The sequence below is a fragment of the Capnocytophaga sp. HP1101 genome (genome assembly GCF_054772415.1).
Map to the genome: position 1 here is coordinate 160,829 of NZ_BPUU01000009.1, position 18,934 is coordinate 179,762.

General features: G+C 39.7%; 13 protein-coding genes and 1 pseudogene. 11 read left to right on the forward strand and 3 right to left on the reverse strand.

Annotated features, from left to right (window positions below; translation table 11 throughout):
* Positions 1–35: 35 nt before the first annotated feature.
* The 5 genes and pseudogenes from RCZ04_RS06735 to fumC all read left to right on the forward strand — a co-directional run.
* A pseudogene (locus tag RCZ04_RS06735) lies at positions 36–2,730 on the forward strand (SusC/RagA family TonB-linked outer membrane protein); the annotation flags it as partial.
* A gap of 16 nt (positions 2,731–2,746) precedes the next feature.
* The gene (locus RCZ04_RS06740) at positions 2,747–4,372 is read left to right on the forward strand and encodes a RagB/SusD family nutrient uptake outer membrane protein (RefSeq protein WP_460485226.1); all 1,626 of its coding nucleotides are present in this window, start codon (positions 2,747–2,749) and stop codon (positions 4,370–4,372) included.
* Positions 4,373–4,383: 11 nt separating this feature from the next.
* Complete coding sequence (locus RCZ04_RS06745; RefSeq protein ID WP_460485228.1) at positions 4,384–5,484, forward strand: zinc-binding metallopeptidase; 1,101 nt, start codon at positions 4,384–4,386, stop codon at positions 5,482–5,484.
* Between the two features lie 3 nt (positions 5,485–5,487).
* Positions 5,488–6,837: a DUF4302 domain-containing protein gene (locus RCZ04_RS06750; RefSeq protein ID WP_460485230.1), complete on the forward strand. Its 1,350-nt coding sequence runs from the start codon at positions 5,488–5,490 to the stop codon at positions 6,835–6,837.
* 174 nt (positions 6,838–7,011) lie between these two features.
* The gene (fumC, locus tag RCZ04_RS06755; protein ID WP_460485231.1) at positions 7,012–8,409 is read left to right on the forward strand and encodes a class II fumarate hydratase; all 1,398 of its coding nucleotides are present in this window, start codon (positions 7,012–7,014) and stop codon (positions 8,407–8,409) included.
* 90 nt (positions 8,410–8,499) lie between these two features.
* Here fumC and RCZ04_RS06760 read toward each other — a convergent pair whose 3' ends face one another.
* The 3 genes from RCZ04_RS06760 to RCZ04_RS06770 all read right to left on the reverse strand — a co-directional run bounded on the left by RCZ04_RS06760 (position 8,500) and on the right by RCZ04_RS06770 (position 13,037).
* Positions 8,500–9,954 carry an aminoacyl-histidine dipeptidase gene (locus RCZ04_RS06760; protein WP_460485232.1) on the reverse strand — a complete coding sequence of 485 codons (1,455 nt, stop codon included), beginning with the start codon at positions 9,952–9,954 and terminating at the stop codon, positions 8,500–8,502.
* A gap of 141 nt (positions 9,955–10,095) precedes the next feature.
* The gene (locus RCZ04_RS06765) at positions 10,096–12,318 is read right to left on the reverse strand and encodes a patatin-like phospholipase family protein (protein ID WP_460485233.1); all 2,223 of its coding nucleotides are present in this window, start codon (positions 12,316–12,318) and stop codon (positions 10,096–10,098) included.
* A 77-nt stretch (positions 12,319–12,395) separates the two neighbouring features.
* Complete coding sequence (locus tag RCZ04_RS06770) at positions 12,396–13,037, reverse strand: O-methyltransferase (protein ID WP_460485235.1); 642 nt, start codon at positions 13,035–13,037, stop codon at positions 12,396–12,398.
* A 597-nt stretch (positions 13,038–13,634) separates the two neighbouring features.
* Between RCZ04_RS06770 and pncA the strand changes: the two genes are divergently transcribed.
* From pncA to RCZ04_RS06800, 6 genes are read left to right on the forward strand one after another with little or no spacing between them, the layout of a single operon-like run.
* Positions 13,635–14,171, forward strand: coding sequence for a nicotinamidase (gene pncA, locus RCZ04_RS06775; protein ID WP_460485237.1), 537 nt, complete (start codon positions 13,635–13,637; stop codon positions 14,169–14,171).
* A 7-nt stretch (positions 14,172–14,178) separates the two neighbouring features.
* On the forward strand, positions 14,179–14,556 hold the full coding sequence (locus RCZ04_RS06780) for a hypothetical protein (protein WP_460485238.1): 378 nt from the start codon (positions 14,179–14,181) through the stop codon (positions 14,554–14,556).
* Positions 14,557–14,567: 11 nt separating this feature from the next.
* On the forward strand, positions 14,568–16,025 hold the full coding sequence (locus tag RCZ04_RS06785) for a M14 family metallopeptidase (protein WP_460485239.1): 1,458 nt from the start codon (positions 14,568–14,570) through the stop codon (positions 16,023–16,025).
* Between the two features lie 7 nt (positions 16,026–16,032).
* Entirely contained in the window at positions 16,033–16,815 is a 783-nt protein-coding gene (locus RCZ04_RS06790; protein ID WP_460485241.1) for a hypothetical protein, read from the forward strand.
* A gap of 29 nt (positions 16,816–16,844) precedes the next feature.
* The gene (locus RCZ04_RS06795; protein ID WP_460485242.1) at positions 16,845–17,669 is read left to right on the forward strand and encodes an endonuclease/exonuclease/phosphatase family protein; all 825 of its coding nucleotides are present in this window, start codon (positions 16,845–16,847) and stop codon (positions 17,667–17,669) included.
* A 15-nt stretch (positions 17,670–17,684) separates the two neighbouring features.
* Positions 17,685–18,875 carry a pyridoxal phosphate-dependent aminotransferase gene (locus RCZ04_RS06800; protein ID WP_460485243.1) on the forward strand — a complete coding sequence of 397 codons (1,191 nt, stop codon included), beginning with the start codon at positions 17,685–17,687 and terminating at the stop codon, positions 18,873–18,875.
* Positions 18,876–18,934 lie beyond the last annotated feature (59 nt).

The window sequence follows — 18,934 nt, forward strand, 5'->3', positions numbered from 1 at the left end:
GCGGTTTGGTATTTCCGGAAATAGAAGTTTCTCCACGGGTATTAGGTTTCCGACGATGCTAAATTGCTCATCGCATCGGCTATTCCTGGACTTACTGCCGAGAGCATTGAGAGCTTTAGGGTACTCCGTGACGCTTCGGCTACAGCTATCTATGGCGAGCGTGCTATCGGGGGAGTGGTGGTAGTAACTACTAAACGCGGTACAGCGGGCAGTAGTAGCTTTACCTATACCAATGAGTCTACTTTCCGATTTATTCCTACCTATGGCGAGTATAATATTATGAACTCGCAGGAGCAAATGTCTATCATCCAAGAACTGATTCAAGGTGGCCATTACAAGTCGGAAACGCAAACTATCGCCCGCAACAAAGGGCTTATAGGCCGAATGTACGAGCTTTTTTGCGAGTTAGACAAGAACGGCAATTCGGTAGTGCCTAATACCGAACAAGGTCGATTGGCATATATGCAAGCTGCTGAACGCCGCAACACAAACTGGTTCAACCAGCTGTTTCAAACCAGCATAATGCAGAACCACACAGTTTCTTTTTCTTCAGGAGGCGAAAAATCTACTTACTACGCTTCACTGAGCGTACTATCCGACCCAGGTTGGGCAAAGGGCAATAATCTCACTCAGTACACGGGTAACTTGAATGCCAACTACAATCTATCTCCTAAGTTGCGCCTCAATGTAATTACCGACCTCGCTTATCGCAATCAAAAAGCTCCTATACAAGATGTGTATGACTATGCGGTAGAGCAATCGCGCGTGTTAGACCCTAAACAATACTACACCACTAACTATGCGCATTACAATATCTTCAACGAAATCGATAATGCCTATCGCGATACCGATATTGCAACTCTTCGCTTGCAAGCGCAATTCAATTGGAAAATTACTCCTAAAATAGAAGCCACCCTAATGGGGGCTATTCGCTATCGCTCTAATATCCAGAATACTGAATACCGAGAAAACTCTAATTACGCAATGTCCTTCAGAGCGATGCCTAACTCCTTAGTACGACAATACAACCCCCGTTTGTACGACGATCCTAATGATCCTTATGACTTGCCTACCATTATTTTGCCGGCAGGAGGGGTGCGTAGCAAACGCGACAGAACGGCTATGGGTAACAATGTGCGTGCGACTCTTCGCTATAATGATTCCTTTAAAAATGGCTTGCACACAGTAGAACTCTTCGCAGGGGTAGAGATGGACAATACTAAAAATACTGATGATGTGAACCGCAACTATGGGGTGCTGTACGATTCAGGCTATTCCAGTTATTTCTCTTATCTATTCTTCAAATATTTGCAAGAACAATCCGATAGCTATTACACCATTAATAATACGGTGAACAACAATCAGGCGTTCTTTGGGAATGCTACTTATACCTTTAAAAATAGATATACACTGAACGGTACTTTGCGTTATGATGCTTCCAATAAGTTTGCTGAATCTCGTTATATTCGCTGGATGCCCACTTGGAACGTAGGCGTTTCGTGGAATGTAGCCCAAGAGGCGTTCTTTGCCAAACTCAAACCACTTTCTAACCTTTCGTTCAAAGCTTCGTTTGGGGTAACTGCAATTTCTCCTTCGGTAACCAACTCACTCTCTCAAATTTACACTGATTTGCCTTGGCGTAATTCAGGACAACGCGAGATAGGTCTCGATATTAAGAACGTTGCAAATCACGACTTTACTTATGAAAAGAACCAAGAACTCAACTTAGGAACTCAATTGGGGCTTTTTAATAATCGCATCAATATTTCAGCCGAATGGTTCAACCGCCGTAGTTATGACCTTATCGGCGATATTGTTACCCAAGGGGTAGGCGGTGTGATTACCAAAAAAGGAAATATGGCCGAAATGCGCATTCGCGGAGTAGAACTTGGCTTAGAAACCGTAAATGTAAAACTCAAAGATTTCACCTGGCGCACTTCATTCATCTATTCTCGTTCTACTAATGAAGTGACTGAATTGCTTACCAATCCTACTATCCGCGATATGATAGGCTATTCTACCGATGCGAAATCTTCAGGAGGATTTGCCAAAGCGGGCTTTCCTCTTAAATCTATTTTCTCAATTCCTTTTAACGGATTGAACGACCGCGGCTTACCTACTTTCTTAGACTCCAATGGCAATACGACTATCAGTGGTATTCGTTTTGACAACCGCAATGTCAATTTCTTAAAGTACTCAGGTACGCTTGTCCCCACCGATAAAGGTAGCTTTAGCAATTCATTTTCCTATAAAGGACTTTCATTGGGTATTGTCTTTACCTATTCTTACGGCAATGTGGTGCGTTTGCGCAAGATTACCGAAGCGTATAGTGACTACAAAGTGGCACCTCGCGAACTCAACAACCGTTGGCAGTACTTAGGCGATGAGCAGAAAACGAATATTCCTGTGCTTTTCACTACTTATATGTATGAACTTTACGGTGGAGCTGCTAATTTAGCTCAAGCGTATTACACTTATGATTATTCTGATGTGCGCATCGCTAAAGGGGATAATATCCGCCTCAAAGAAATATCTTTAGGTTATACTTTTGATAGAGATTTCTTGCGCAAAACGCGTTTGAAACAGCTGAGTGTGCGATTGCAAGGTACTAATCTCGCTTTGCTTTACGCCGATAAGCGCCTCAATGGTGATGATCCCGATTTCTTAGCCAATGGCTATACCCCTATACAACCCAAACGCCTCATCTTTACCTTGCGCGTAGGTTTTTAATTTAAAACTCAAAACGATGAAAAAAATATATTACACCTTATTTATATATGCACTCTGTTTCACCTCTTGCAACAGTCTGCTTGACGAGTTACCCGATAACCAGGTGCGCATTGATACCCCCGAAAAAGTGAAAAGGGTAGTAACCAATGCTTACCCTACCGCGAGTACCGCTCTTATCAGCGAACTTTCGTCTGATAATATTGATGATATAGGTACCGTAGTTACTAATTTCACTTTCTTAGCCAATGAAAGTGCTTATTGGAATGTAATCCAAGAATATGGCGATTACGATGGGCTCAGAGAGATTTGGACGAGCCACTACAAAGCTATTAACCAAGCAAATACAGCTTTGGAGGCTATCCAAAATTTAGGAGATACCGAAGAGATGCGTCCCAGCAAAGGGGAAGCCTTAGTAGCTCGTGCTTATGCACATTTTAACTTGGTAAACCTCTTCTCCAAACCTTACAACCCTACCACTAGCAGCAGTGATTTGGGAATCCCTTATATGCTACATCCCGAAACTGAGTTGGACGGTCGCTATAGCAGGGGAACGGTTGCTCAAGTGTATCAGCAAATTGATGCAGACCTGCAACAAGGTTTACCACTAATAAGGGATAGCCATTACGAGATGCCTAAATACCATTTTAATCGCCGTGCGGCTTATGCGTTTGCAGCGCGTTTTTACTTGTATTACCAGCAATGGCAAAAGGCTTTAGATGCTGCCAATGTAGTCCTCACTACCAACGATGCCACTACTCGTAACCTCTTGCGCAATTGGCGAGAATTTAGAGATGCTACCAAAACAGGTGGTAGTGATATAGAAAAATTTGCTATTCACTACACTCGCGACGATGTAGATGCCAATCTGCTATTGATTCCTGTGTATTCACTTATTTCTACCAATTATTTTACTGTTACTTATGCCCACCGCTTCATTCACAACCACCGCTTGGTGCGCAACGAAACTTTGGCTACCCAAAATTTGTGGGATCCTTCAGGCAGAAGCGGTAGAAGTCCGTATGGTTATGAATTTTATTGGTTTAGTCCGTTTGAAGTATCCGATAACCGTCGTGATGCAGTGATTTTTGGCAAGTTCCCTACTTTCAAAGAAGGCAGTAACACCACTCGTACAATTATGGTGCCTTTCACTACCGATGAAACCCTTTTGGTGCGAGCTGAAGCTAAAATACACTTGACACAATACGCCAGTGCTTTGACCGACCTGAATATGTTTACTTCCAACTTTATTCAAGTAAAAGAGATTAACGGCTATACCAGTAGCAATACCGTTACCCAGCAACAAGCAGTAGATTTCTACAACGCAATGGCTTACTCCCAAAGCACAAATAGCGGAGCTACCCAAAAGAAAAAATTAAACCCTTCGTTCACCATCACTGCCGATGGCGTGCAAGAACCCCTATTGCACTATGTGTTGCAATGCAGGCGTGTGCTCACCTTAGGCGAAGGCTTGCGCTGGCAAGATGTAAGGCGCTACAATATAGAAGTAGCGCGTTATCAAAACGACAATATCAATAGAAATCAATCACGAGTGGAAGCTATTTTGCCTCCAGATGATTTGAAACGCACTATACAGCTCCCCGATGCTGTCATAGGTAAGCAAATGACTCCTAACCCTCGATAAAATAAAAGCAAATGAAAAAGACGTTATACCTCCTGTGTGCAGCCCTCTTGTTCTTAGGCTGCGAGAACGACGATCAGCTCTCCGATGAGAGTGTGATTATCCAAAACGGCGAAGGCACTCAAGTGCTGAACCCTCAAAACGACTTAGATAAATTTTTAGACCGCAACTTTGCGCAACCTTATAATATCCAGATATTATATCGTTTCTTGGAACGCGAAATCGATCGTACTTATACGTACACCCCTACACGTTACGACAAGGCGATTGAATTTGCTAACATTTTCAACTATCTGTTTATCGAACCTTACGTAAAGATGACCTCGCGCACCTTTATGAAAGAACACTCGTTCAATACGCTCATTCTCATTGGCGAACCTGCTTTTAACCCCTCAGGGTCAAAATTGGTAGGCTTGGCAAGTGCGGGGGTGAAAATTCACCTTACCGAAATCAACCATATTGAGCGCAACAATATCTATTGGCTGAATGAAAACCTTTTAGCAACTCTTTACCACGAGAATGCTCATACTTGGCATCAAGCGCGATTCTACACCACCGACTATGAAAAAATTTCAGCAGCCGATTATAAAAAAGACCGCTGGGGTAATGAGTGGGATATCTATGCCAAAGATTATCTACCTGCGGGATTTATCACCGCTTATTCCAGCTATGACCACGATGAGGATTTTGTAGAACTCTTGGCGCGTTATATAGTATACTACAACGCTTCGTTAGATTGTAATTGCGCTACTACTAATGCCACTTTGGATACCGATGGCGATGGCTTTGACGATAGTTTGTACAACGCTTGGAAAGCTAAATTCTCTAACTACGGGTCGCTTACCGATAGTCAAGGTATAGCCTATGAATCAACCAGTGTGTGGGAGGAAGTGCTCAAGCAAGCCGATGTGAAAATACGCCCTACTGAGCAGTACACTGGCAAACAGAAGATAGAACAGAAAATGGCCATTATGAAGAAATATCTCATCGATGAATGGCATATCAATTTAGATGAGTTGCGCGCCGAAATTCGCAGTCGCTACCCTTATGTAGCAGGCAAAACTTTTGACGGTACCCCTGTAACTCCTATTGATTTCACTAAACTAAACAACTAACAAATGAAAAAATACACTGTCTTTATATTACTATTCATCTTGCTTACGGCTTGTAAGTATACTGATGATGTTACTTTTGACCAAAAAGCTTCCGATAGAACAGTTGCTACCCTTAACACCTATAAAAAGGCTTTTGAAGAAACCGATACCTATTGGGTACTCACTATTTATCCTGAAGTGTACCGTGCGGGCTATTGGGTATATCCATTTTATCCCGAAATTTACAAAACAGACAGAGAATTTCCCAGAGCGCATAGAAGCGTGGGAGGGTATAATTTCGTGGTCAAACTCAAAGATGGCAAGGTAACAGCTTCTTCTGAAGTGAACGGCAATAACGATGAGGTTGATTCTTTTTTCACTTATTCGGTTACTGAAGGGCCTACCATTAGTTTTGATACTTACAATAGCGTGTTGCACCATTTCCGCTTTGTATCAGGTTTATTTCCCAATGCGCGTGGAGGTGAAACCGAGTACATCATCGTAAATGAAGAGAACGGGGTGTACACCTTGCGCGGCCGTACGACTAACAACACCGCAACTCTCACCCGATTGCAAGGCGACCGTGAAACTTATTTGAACAAATTGGCTGAGAATACTGAAACATTAGCAGGAAAAGGACTCTCGTCTATCAGCGTGAATGGTACGAATGTAGATTTGTACTTATTTCCTAGCTATCACCAGCTCACGTTTATTTATGGCGACCACCAACACCAGCAACAGGCTTTTGTAATGACTGAAAGAGGTATTAAGTTTTACGAGCCGGTAACTATTAACGGCGTTACCTTTAGCGAATTCTATATCAATGAGGCTAAAACGGCTTTAGTAACCCCCGATGACACTTTTACAACTGAGTTTGTCGCTTCACCCATTACCATTACTGATGAGGCTAAAACTATTACGTTCGATTCCGGTTATGTGTGTGATGGTCTATTAAATCTCTACAACAGGGTGGCTACCGCTATTGCCAATAATTACTCTTTTTACGATTTGAACCGCGATAAGGATTTGACTATACAAGCCTTAAAAGGCAACGACCAAAGAAGTGCCACCGTATTCAATAAATTTGTCCCTTATTCGGCTGGCTATAATGGAGGTGCTTATACTTACTACGAAGTAGAATTTGTAGGCGTACCCAATCAGCCTAATCAAGTGCAAATATACCTCAAAGACCGCTTAGCACACCCCGACTATTTGGAAGGGTACTATCGAAACCAAATTCAGTTCTTTGACGAGGTTACTGCTCTTTACAGATACATAGCTCAAAATGGTCCTTATATAGTAGCTGAAGCTGGTAATTACTATTCGTTTTCAAGTACTAAAAATTCTGATATATGGTTTTATATGAGTAAGTAAGGTGAGTTTTTTATTTCATTTGGAATTGTTATATATTTTTCCTGCTGCTAAATCTTTTTCTTAAGAGGAAACAGTGATATCAAAAAACTCTTAGAAAAATTTTAATAATTAGAAAATACAACGTATCTTTGTAGCGTTTTTAAAAGAAAAATTATTTCAACTAATACAAACAAAATGAGTTATAGAATTGAAAAAGACACTTTGGGTGAAGTGAAAGTCCCTGCCGATAAATATTGGGGGGCACAAACTGAACGTTCTCGCAACAACTTCAAAATCGGTACACCCGCTTCTATGCCGATTGAAATTATCCGTGGCTTTGCTTACCTTAAAAAAGCTGCTGCTTATGCCAATTTTGATTTAGGTGTGCTTTCAGCTGAAAAACGCGATGCTATTGCTCAAGTTTGCGATGAGATTCTCGAGGGTAAACTTGACGACCAGTTCCCATTAGTAATTTGGCAAACAGGTTCAGGTACTCAATCTAATATGAATGTGAACGAAGTGATTGCTAACCGTGCACAAGTGTTAGCTGGCAAACAAATAGGTGAAGGCGATCCCGTACTAAAAGCTAATGACGATGTGAACAAATCACAATCGTCTAACGATACTTTCCCTACTGGTATGCATATTGCTTGTTACAAAATGGTAGTTGAGAAAACTATTCCTGGTGTTCAAAAATTGCGCGATACGCTTGCTGCTAAATCCGAAGCTTTTAAAGATGTAGTAAAAATAGGTCGTACTCACCTTATGGACGCTACTCCACTTACTTTAGGTCAAGAACTTTCTGGCTATGTAGCTCAATTAGACCACGGTTTGCGTGCCCTTAAAAACACTTTGGCTCACCTATCAGAACTTGCTTTGGGAGGTACTGCCGTAGGTACAGGATTGAACACCCCCAAAGGTTACGACGTGAAAGTAGCTGAATACATTGCTAAATTTACTGGACTACCTTTCATCACTGCTCCTAATAAGTTTGAAGCGTTAGCTTCTCACGATGCAATCGTTGAAAGTCACGGTGCTCTTAAACAATTGGCAGTATCTCTCAATAAGATTGCCAATGATATTCGTATGATGGCTTCAGGTCCTCGCTCTGGTATTGGCGAAATTTTGATTCCTGCCAACGAACCTGGTAGCTCTATTATGCCTGGTAAAGTAAACCCTACTCAATGCGAAGCAATGACAATGGTAGCCGCTCAAGTAATGGGTAATGATGTAGCTATTTCAATAGGAGGTACTCAAGGTCATTATGAATTGAATGTGTTTAAACCGCTAATGGCTTCTAATTTTCTTAGGTCAGCTGAGTTGTTAGGAGATGTTTGTGTGTCATTTGAAGAACATTGTGCAAGTGGTATAGAACCTAATTACAAACGCATCAAAGAATTGGTAGATAATTCGCTAATGCTCGTTACAGCTCTTAATACTAAGATAGGCTATTACAAAGCTGCCGAAATTGCTCAAACAGCACACCGTAATGGCACTACCTTAAAAGAAGAAGCTGTTAGATTAGGTTATGTTACTCCTGAGGACTTCGATAAATGGGTTCGCCCAGAAGATATGGTGGGAAGCCTTAAATAAGTAATGCTGTTAATTTATAATATTTCAAAAAGGAAAAGCTATCTAATTGATAGCTTTTCCTTTTTTGTATAAATAATTGTATCTCTCCCTTTATTTGTTAGGAATATGCTCTAATATGGCTAACAAAAATTTCCAAAACTTCTGTACAGAAGCTATATTTACTCTTTCAGCAGGCGAATGAGCTCCTTTGATAGTAGGTCCAAAGCTTACCATCTCCATTTCAGGGTAATTAGTGCCTAAAATACCACACTCTAATCCTGCGTGGCAAGCCACTACATTAGGTGTTTCACCAAAAAGTGTTTCGTACTGTGCTTTTACAATCTTCAAGATTTCAGCATCCACTTTTGGTTCCCAACCAGGGTAACTACCCGTGTATTCCACTTCAAAACCAGCCAACTCAAAGGCTGTGCGAATCGTATCAGCTAAGTCATACTTAGATGTTTCGGAAGCTGAACGAGTAAGACAGTACACGTTTATCTCGCCGTCTTTAATGATTACTCTTGCCACGTTGTTGCTGGTCTCTACAAGGTCAGTTATTGTCTGACTCATTTTGTACACACCGTTAAAAGCTGCATAAAGAGCGCGCAATACGTCTTCTTGCTCTTCTGCTTCCATTACACTTTCAGGTACCGCAGTAGGTTCAAGTAATACGGTAAGTGTAGGTTCGGTTACTGAATACTCGTGTTGGATAGCTTGAGTGAGCGTAGCTACCTCTTTTTTAAAAGCCACTTCGTCGTTTTTATCAATAGTTACCACCGCTACGCTTTCTCTCGGAATCGCATTGCGTAAACCGCCTCCATCTACGCTTGCAATGTGCAATCCAAATTTCTCAGTACAAGTAAACAAGATGCGGTTCATCAGTTTATTGGCGTTGGCATAGCCTTTATGGATATCCATACCACTATGTCCGCCGTGCAAGCCTTTTACTGTAAGCGTATAAGCTACTGAATTTACGGGAGTCTCCACTACATCGTACTCTCTAAAAGCCGATACATCTACACCACCAGCGCACCCTATATCTATTTCATCGTCCTCTTCGGTGTCTAAGTTAAGCAAATAAGCCCCAGAGAGCAATCCGCCTTTAAGTCCTTTAGCCCCTGTCATTCCGGTTTCTTCATCAATAGTGAAGAGTGCTTCGAGGGTAGGGTGGGGGATATCTTTACTTTGAAGTATCGTCATAATGCTCGCTACCCCAATACCGTTATCAGCCCCCAAAGTAGTACCATCAGCACGCACCCAGTCACCATCTACCAGCATTTTGATTCCTTCACTACTGAAATCAAACACAGTGTCGTTGTTCTTCTGGTGTACCATATCAAGGTGTGATTGGAGTACCACCGTTTTGCGGTTTTCCATTCCTGCTGTAGCGGGCTTTTTGATGATTACGTTGCCCGTTTCATCTTGATAGGTATCAAGACCTAAATTTTTACCGAAAGCCACCATAAAAGCAATGACTCTCTCTTCTTTTTTTGATGGACGAGGCACGGCATTCAAGCTCGCAAAGTTCGCCCATAACTGTTTTGGTTCTAACTCTGTTATTTTCATTATATTAGTTATTAGTTATTAGTTATTAGTTATCAGTTGTTTGTTATCAGTTGTTTGTTATCAGTTGTTTGTTATCAGTTGTTTGTTATCAGTTGTTTGTCGCTACAACTTTTTACCTTTTACCTTTTACCTTTTATCTAATCAAAACCAGTAGCCGATATTGAACAGCCATATTGCTTGCCGTATTTCAGGAGAGTAAGTACATTTCAGTTCTATAGGACCTAAAAAACTCTCAATACTATATCCTATGCCATAGCCCGAATAATCAGGGTATTTTTGCCATTGAAAACTCTCAAAAAGATTGTTATCAGCTTTAGCAATGTTGGCAAGTAGTAGTAAGTGTTGTTTTTTAAACGGCTGGATATCTATAGTCAGTTCTGATTTTAAGTAGTTTTTAGCACCTATGCTCAAGAAATCATAGCCGTAAAAAGGCGAGTAGTTAGCAAATACATTCTTGTTATAGCCTCCTAAAAAGAAATCTAACGAGTAAACATTAGAACCTCCTATGGTTACACCTCCTTCTAATCCTATTCGTGCACTTAACTTGGGTAGTATCGGGAAAGCAAATGAGAGCTCTGCCTTACCTGTCGTAAATTTATTAAAATCTGAAATGTTTGAGGCAAGAACATAAAAATTAAACTGTGTATTGAAGTAAACACCCCTACTGGGGAAAAAGGTGTTGTTAAAGCTATCGTATTTTAAATAGGAATACAAACTGCCAAAATGATTCTTTTCTGAATAAGAGGGCGATGAACTTATTAAAAGCACCCGCTCAGTATCAAACTGTATTTTCCGGTGTTCTGCTCCTAATCCAAATACAAATCCATTCCCTAAAAGCGTTTGTAAATATAGCTGATTTACCCAATCGTAAGCCTCTACGTCCATTCGGTTGAGCTCCGATTGCTCTATGCGATAGTTAGCCAAACGCCTTGTGTTCAGTTTACGGTCGAATTGCACAAACTTAGACCGTAATCCGTAGCTGATGTAAAACCCTTTATCCACAAAGTAATCAAACTGATAGCGTATATTATCTCCCACAATTAGGTCGAGCGAAAGAAAATCACTACTCTGTAAGAAATAGTTCCGAGTATAGTTCATCAAGAACCCTGTTTTGAGCAGATTATCGTAATGAATACCAAATTTCAAAAAAGTGCGTTGCGGATTCTCTCTTAAAAAAAAGTCTATATGTTCTCCCTCAAAAGTATGCCTAATTTGATGATTGATAGAATGAAAGTTGTTAGTAGCCATCAGATTATCTATTCCGTCGTTTAGTTGGTCGAACGAAATTTTACGGTTTAAATATTTCAAATGCAACTTACCACGCAAATAGCTACGCGTAAAGTGTTCGTTATTGTGAAAATGGACGTCCTTTAAGTAAAAAGAATCTATTTTTTCTATCCGCTCTCTTTCCTCTGTATGTATTTGTTGAGCCGCTATTTCACGCAAGCGTGGTAAAAAGTGTTCTGCAGCTATTTTGCCATTGTTAATAATTGTCTCCCCTTTGTCAAACGAAATAACATTGAATCCCTCTATATCAGGCTTGATGTAAACATCGGTCTCTTTTACTTTTTCTGGCATATTGTCTACCATCGGGAAGGTAGTAATCTGTGAAAAAATACTCAAAAAAGAGTTGATATCCTCCCGTTTTGCCAGCGGACTCTGTACGTCTACCCCTATGATGATATCCATTCCCTTCTTTTTCACTTCGTCTACAGGGTAATTATCGGCAATTCCTCCATCAGTAAGCCATTTGCCGTCTATTTCTACCAAATCGAATAGCGAAGGAAACGAACCGCTCGCTTGTATCGCTTGAGGCAAGAAACCGTTCTCAAGAACTACGCCTTTACCTGTTTCTATATCCGTTGCAACGCATAAAAAAGGAATCGGTAATTGCGAAAAATCATAAATTTCATTCACCGGATAGAGTAGTTTTACAAACTCGTTGTAGATGTTTTGTCCTTTTGATACCGCACGTGGCAACCCTACTTTAAAATTGTTGAAAGGCAATGCCACCGCATACCTATCGTATATATAGCGCTCGTGCAATGATTTTGCTCGCCGTGAAACCTTGTCTTGTAGCAGTTTATCAAAGTCTAACTGACGAAAAATAGAGTCCAACTCATTCGCTGAGTAGCCTGCTGCATACATAGCACCTACCATAGCCCCCATACTCGTGCCCCCGATGTAATCAATACGCACTCCTGCTTCTTCCAATACTTTTAGCACACCTATATGAGCTAACCCCTTCGCACCTCCGCCACTGAGCACTAATCCCACTTTCAAATCCTTTTTGTGGATAGTATCTTGTGCACGCAGAAGAGGGCTGCTAAGTATCAAAAATATGGTTGCTAAGAATATTTTCATTCAATAAATTGGATTTTAAAACAGGTACAAAGGTATAAAATAATTAGTAAATGACAATAGAAAAAATAATGATTTATTTATTTTACTCTTGATATGGTAATGCCGTCCCGTATGGGTAGTAGCACAGTCTCCACGCGTGGGTCGTCCTTCAGTTTCTGATTGTAAGCCATTAAGGCTTGGGTATGTTTATCCGAAGGCTTAACTTCTTGTACCACTTTACCACTCCACAGCACATTATCTGAGAGAATAATACCTCCTTTGTTCATTTTTTCTATCACTAAGTCAAAGTAATGAGTGTAGTTTTGCTTGTCAGCATCAATAAAAACAAGGTCAAAAGTTGTGTTGAGTGTAGGAATAATATCCGTAGCCTTACCCAAATGTTGCACGATTTGTGCCCCGTAACCACTGCGGTCAAAAAACTCTCTTTGCAAGTCGGTAAGCTCCTCTTTGATATCGATAGTATGCAATATCCCATTAGGCTGTATGCCTTCTGCTAAACACAAAGTAGCATAGCCCGTATAAGTGCCTATTTCCAAAATAGTTTTGGGCTGTATCAATTTAGAAAGCAAACTGAGGAAGCGCCCTTGCAAATGACCACTAATCATCCTTGGTTGCAATACGGTAAGGTGAGTGCGCCTACTGAGTTCTTGTAGTAAAAGAGGTTCGTTGTCAGTATGTTCATTGGCGTAAATCTCTAAATCTTCTGATAAAAAGTGCATCGGTAAAATATTTTTTCGGCAAAGATAGCAATAATATTCAAAAAAGCTGTACCTTTGCCACAAAAGCTAAAGGGTAAGAAAATTGATAAAAATGTAAAAAGCATAAAGTAAAGCACTTTTTATCTCTAATATAACAATAGCTTTACTGTATCATTTGTTCGTTCATTGTTCGTTCATTGTTCGTCTTTTGTTCGTCTTTTGTTCGTCTTTTGTTCGTCTTTGCGTCGCTACAATTCCCCCTTTGGAGGGGGATAGGGGGAGGTTTTATTCGCTGATGAGCCGATGTAGAGCCGATGATGAGCCACTCATTGTTCGTTCATTGTTCGTTCATTGTTCGTTTATTGTTCATCTGCCTGTGCGGCTCGTACCGTCTTTTGTTCGTCTTTTGTTCGTCTTTTGTTCGTTCTTTGTTCGTCTTTGCGTCGCTACAATTCCCCCTTTGGAGGGGGATAGGGGGAGGTTTTATTCGCTGATGAGCCGATGTAGAGCCGTTGATGAGCCACTCATTGTTCGTTTATCCTATAAGGTTCCTATAAGCTTTGTATAAGCTTCATTTATTTTGCTAATCGAATAGCTATATTTAGAAAAAGAGTTACTATGAAAGCACTTGTAATTATAGATGTCCAAAACGATTTTATGCCCTCAGGTGCGCTCCCAGTACCCGAAGGTGACCAAATCATTCCCTTTGTCAATGCCGAAATGACGCAAGGGTATGACCTTATTGTCGCAACACAAGATTGGCACCCTGCCAATCACAAAAGTTTTGCTTCTCAGCATTCAGGTAAAAAGCCATTTGAGGTTATACAGCTCAATGGTATCGACCAAATACTGTGGCCTGACCACTGTGTGCAAAGTACTTTTGGAGCTGAGCTGCATAAAGATTTAGATATCCGCCCCATTGCAGCCATCTTCCGCAAAGGAATGAACCCCGAAGTGGATAGCTATAGTGCTTTTTTTGATAATAATAAACAGAACAACACAGGTTTACACGGCTTCCTGCAAGATAAAGGAATCACAGAACTCGTATTTTGTGGTTTAGCAGGTGATTTTTGTGTAGCCTATAGTGCCAATGATGCTCGTTCATTAGGCTATAAAGTAAGTTTGTTTGACAAAGGAATAAGGTCTATCAATTAGCAATAAAATGGCGAAGATATTTTCTTATAAAAAACAAGACGGAACAATCGTATCGATACCACAAGATATTCTGTATGATGTTTCTGTATTAGATAAGCCAAGAATATGGATAGACTTTAATACTCCTTTTGATGATATGTATTTTCTCTCAAGAGTAGATACTGTAAAAGATTCAGAAGACAATGAAATAGAGTTAAAAGAAAATATGAAGGTTTCTGTTTTTGATTATGATTTAGATGAAAATGATAATCCTGACCATTTACTGGCTGACGGAATTGCTATTTTAAATCATACGGGACAATTTACTCACGTCAAATGGCTTGTTAAGGTACTTCCTAATGAGAAATATGGAAGATTCTATTGGGTGTCTGACACAAAAAAGTAAACACTGAATATATGATAAAAATGAAATATATTACATACATAATATTAGCTGTGGTTTTAGCCAGCTGTGATACTCCTTTCTTCTCACCAAGAGAAAACTACCAAACCCCCTTTGAGCAAACCGATGGTACCAAGAGCTCATCGTATGAGGAGGTAATAGATTATTACAAAGATTTATCTAAAGAATTTGCGTCTATTTCCTTTAAAACAATGGGAGAGACCGATAGTGGTCAGCCGTTGCACTTGGTAATCTACAGTCCTGATGCCGAGTTTAATCTCTCTAAATACCGCAAAGAAAGAACCATAGTATTTATCAATAACGCTATTCACGGTAACGAACCTGATGGAGTGGACGCTACTATGTTGCTCTTTCGCAATTTGGCGCAGAATGAAATTAAGCTTTCTGAAAATGTAATAGTGGTAACCATACCTGTGTACAATATAGGCGGAATGCTCACAGGTAAGAAAAACAGTGAAGCAAACTACAATTTGAACTGCGATTTTGTAAAAGCCGATGTAGAGAATACTTTATCGTTTGCTAAAATATTCCAAGAAGTACAGCCAGATATCTTTATTGATAACCACGTAACTGATGTGGCTAATGCTCCTTATGTGTTGAGCTATTCTACTTCACAAATTGAGAAGTTAGGTGTCTTTACAGGAGGGTATGTACGCGATGCTTTATTGCCTCGCCTCTCTGAGCAGTTAGAGAAAAGGCAACTCCCTTTCCAAAGTGATAGTTTGAGGGCACCTTTTAAGCAACTAACCTTAGCTCCTCATCCCGATACTCCTCGATATGCTACTGGTTATGTGAGCCTATGGGATTGTATGAGTATCCGTATCAATACCAATGGGCAAAAGCCTTATAAGCAACGTGTAGAAGCCAATTATGAAATGATGAAGACCCTTGTAGAAATAGTCGATGCGGATAATCAGTATATCAAGCAGGTGAAAATTAAGCAAGAAGAAGCTAATAGCTCACAGAAAGAATACACATTAGAATGGGAAATAGATTCTACTCAATATGTAAAAGCAGATGAAAAACCTCTTTATAATCATTTTAAACCTCTGCAGAGCGTGAGTATTCCTCAAAGTTATATTGTTCCTAAAGTATGGCAAAGAGTAATTGACCGCCTAAAAGCTAACGGTATAGCAATAACAGAAATAGAGAAAGATACACTGATGGATGTAACATCTTATCGCATTGAGAGTTTTAAGACTTATACCTATCCGTTTGAGGGGCATTATTTGCATTACCAAACACAAGTGAGCCCTCAGAAAGAAAAACTACAACTTTACAAAGGCGATTATCTTATAGAGATAGCGCAACCTGCTAAACACTATTTGTTAGAAACCTTAGAACCTCAAGCTCCTGATTCTTTCTTTAATTGGAATTTCTTTGATAGCGTTTTAGGAAATGAATCTAATGATGAAGATAAACCTATTTATCCTATTTACCGAAAAGAATAATGTGTATATGAAGAACATAACTAATTATTTTATCTTCTTATGCTGTGTCCTGCTAATTTCTTCTTGCAAACAAAAGTCTAAAGAAGAACCTTCGGAAGAGGAGCAGACTGCTATTGTTTCTGATACCATTTCTCAAAAACAACAACTTTCTTGTGAAGAATGGCTTACAAAAGTGATGCGTTCTTCGAACTTTATGCGTTTCGCTAAAGTATCTATTGCAGATTGTTACATCTGGATAGATAGTGCAGAGTTAGATAATATTACTATGTGTGTATACCTCCCAACCGATGGAGATAGCAAGCGAATGCCTATGGGTTGGTTGCGATTAAATGTTACTGAGAGAAAACTTTATGATATATCTTCAGGTCCCGATAATCCTAAAGAACTAAAGTTTGATACCTCTTTGTTAGATCAATACGATTTTGAAACATTCTGTGGAGTATTCTCTCAAATAAAAGAAAAAGTCAATGAAAAGAGTAAGAATTGTAAAGATATTGCTAACTACAATAATTTCACATTCAGTACTATATGCGAATACCCTAATGTTATAAATTTTACTGCCTTATATGATTCTCTTAGAGCAGTTGAAAAAGATGAAGATTTGTTAAAGAAATTACCTAAAAAAGATACAGTATTTACTAAAGGTGAATATTTAAAGATTAAATATCAATTGTATAAAGATAGTATAACAGTGAATATGCTTTGGATTCAATCATCAGGAACTGTTGATTACAAGATTTACAAAGAAGGAAATAAAGGAATTATCCTAACAATTAACGCTCTAGATTAATAAAAAACAACTTCTAAAATATCTGATATATGAAACAATTACTATTTATTTTATCTGTATTGCCTGCTTTTTCTATAGGGCAAAATCTAACTGTAATGACCTATAACATTCGTTGTGAAGTTCCTCAAGACGGTGTAAATGCTTGGACTGATGGTAATAGGAAAGAAAAGGTATTTACAGTGCTTACACAGGCAAACCCCGATATCTTTGGAGTACAAGAAGCCTTACCACACCAACTTAAATTTTTGGAAGAACGTTTTTCTACTTATCAGTGTGAAGGCGTAGGGCGTGACGATGGTAAGGAAGCAGGTGAACACTCGGCTATTTTCTTCAGGAAGGATAGTTTTACCTTGCTTGACAAAGGTAACTTTTGGCTTTCTCAAACGCCTGATGTGCCCTCTTTGGGTTGGGATGCTACTTGTTGTAACCGTATCTGCTCTTGGGTAAAACTCAAAGGTAAGAAGACAACTTTTTGGGTGTTCAATCTCCATTTTGATCACGAAGGTAAAGTAGCTCAAGTACAAAGTGCCGATTTGGTATTACGAAAAATTAAAGAGATTGCCAAAGGCGGAAAAGTCATCTTAATGGGTGATTTCAACCTTCCTACGGAACACCCTGCCGTACAGAAAATAGCATCTCAGCTATATGATACTCAGTTGTCACCTACTAATAAAACACCTAATATGGGTACATTCAACGCTTTTAAAACTGATGAACCCCTCAAAGGACATATAGATTTTATCTTTGTTCAGAAGTCTATAAAAGTAAAACAATACAAAATTATAGAAACTCGTATTGATGGGCTTTATCCGTCTGACCACCTACCTGTATGGGTACAATTACAGCTAAAATAAACTCTTCAAGATAATATGAAACAGTATTTATCCGACCGTATCAACGCTATGGAAGTATCGGCTACCTTAGGAATGGCAGCCAAAACACGTGAACTCAAAGCCGAAGGCAAGGACATCATTGGTCTTAGTTTAGGTGAACCTGATTTTGATATTCCCGATTTTATAAAAGAAGCAGCTATTGAGGCTGTGCAACAAAACTACAGCAAATACACACCTATCGATGGGTATTTGGAACTAAAAGAAGCGATTTGCGAAAAGTTCCAACACGACAATCACCTTACTTATAAACCTTCACAAATCGTAGTTTCTACAGGAGCTAAACAGTGTTTGGCTAACGTAGCCTTAGCAATGATCAACCCTGGTGATGAAGTGATTTTTCCAGCCCCTTATTGGGTGAGCTATAAAGAAATTGCTAAAATGGCGGGTGGAGTACCTGTAGAAGTGTACACTACTATTGAAAATAACTTCAAAATTACCCCTGAGCAATTAGAAGCAGCTATAACCCCTAAAACAAAAATGGTGTGGTTCAATACCCCTTGCAACCCAAGTGGTTCTATCTACAGCAAAGCAGAATTAGAAGCACTCGGTGCTGTGCTTAGGAAACACCCTAATATCTTCATTCTCTCTGATGAGATTTATGAGTATATCAACTTTACTGACAAACGTGTTACCAGTGTAGCCGAAATTGATGGACTTTATGAACGTACTATTACCGTGAATGGTATGTCCAAAGCTTTTGCAATGACGGGTTGGCGTATAGGCTATATGGGAGCCCCTGAATGGATTGCTAAAGCTTGTACGAAAGTGCAAGGACAAGTAACTAGTGGTGCCAATGCTATTGCACAACGTGCTTCTATTGTAGCGCTCAAGGCTCCTAAGAGCAAAATACAATATATGGTAGACGAGTTCAAACGTCGTCGCGACTTGGTATTGCAACTACTAAGTGAAATTGACGGCTTTAAATTGAACATTCCTGAAGGTGCTTTCTACGTATTCCCTGATATATCATCTTTCTTTGGTAAAACGTTAAGAGGGCGCACAATTCACAACGCAACCGACTTTTCGTTGTATCTGTTAGAAGAAGCAATGGTGGCTACCGTAACAGGTGCTGCTTTTGGCGATGCCAATTGCATTCGCTTTTCGTATGCAGCATCTGAAAAGGATTTGCGAGAAGCTATCCGCCGTATCAAAGAAAGTTTACAGTAAATTTATTTGCCAATTTACTAAAAAGTATTACTTTTGCGCCGTTTTAAAAAAGCTAATTA

What these genes read in the sequence shown, in the direction of transcription:
- RCZ04_RS06765 (WP_460485233.1), bottom strand. Translation starts at nt 12,318, where the DNA reads ATGAAAATATTCTTAGCAACCATATTTTTGATACTTAGCAGCCCTCTT.
- RCZ04_RS06790 (WP_460485241.1), top strand. Translation starts at nt 16,033, where the DNA reads ATGAAGAACATAACTAATTATTTTATCTTCTTATGCTGTGTCCTGCTA.
- RCZ04_RS06750 (WP_460485230.1), top strand. Translation starts at nt 5,488, where the DNA reads ATGAAAAAATACACTGTCTTTATATTACTATTCATCTTGCTTACGGCT.
- RCZ04_RS06780 (WP_460485238.1), top strand. Translation starts at nt 14,179, where the DNA reads ATGGCGAAGATATTTTCTTATAAAAAACAAGACGGAACAATCGTATCG.
- pncA (WP_460485237.1), top strand. Translation starts at nt 13,635, where the DNA reads ATGAAAGCACTTGTAATTATAGATGTCCAAAACGATTTTATGCCCTCA.
- RCZ04_RS06800 (WP_460485243.1), top strand. Translation starts at nt 17,685, where the DNA reads ATGAAACAGTATTTATCCGACCGTATCAACGCTATGGAAGTATCGGCT.
- RCZ04_RS06770 (WP_460485235.1), bottom strand. Translation starts at nt 13,037, where the DNA reads ATGCACTTTTTATCAGAAGATTTAGAGATTTACGCCAATGAACATACT.
- RCZ04_RS06760 (WP_460485232.1), bottom strand. Translation starts at nt 9,954, where the DNA reads ATGAAAATAACAGAGTTAGAACCAAAACAGTTATGGGCGAACTTTGCG.
- RCZ04_RS06745 (WP_460485228.1), top strand. Translation starts at nt 4,384, where the DNA reads ATGAAAAAGACGTTATACCTCCTGTGTGCAGCCCTCTTGTTCTTAGGC.
- fumC (WP_460485231.1), top strand. Translation starts at nt 7,012, where the DNA reads ATGAGTTATAGAATTGAAAAAGACACTTTGGGTGAAGTGAAAGTCCCT.
- RCZ04_RS06785 (WP_460485239.1), top strand. Translation starts at nt 14,568, where the DNA reads ATGATAAAAATGAAATATATTACATACATAATATTAGCTGTGGTTTTA.
- RCZ04_RS06795 (WP_460485242.1), top strand. Translation starts at nt 16,845, where the DNA reads ATGAAACAATTACTATTTATTTTATCTGTATTGCCTGCTTTTTCTATA.
- RCZ04_RS06740 (WP_460485226.1), top strand. Translation starts at nt 2,747, where the DNA reads ATGAAAAAAATATATTACACCTTATTTATATATGCACTCTGTTTCACC.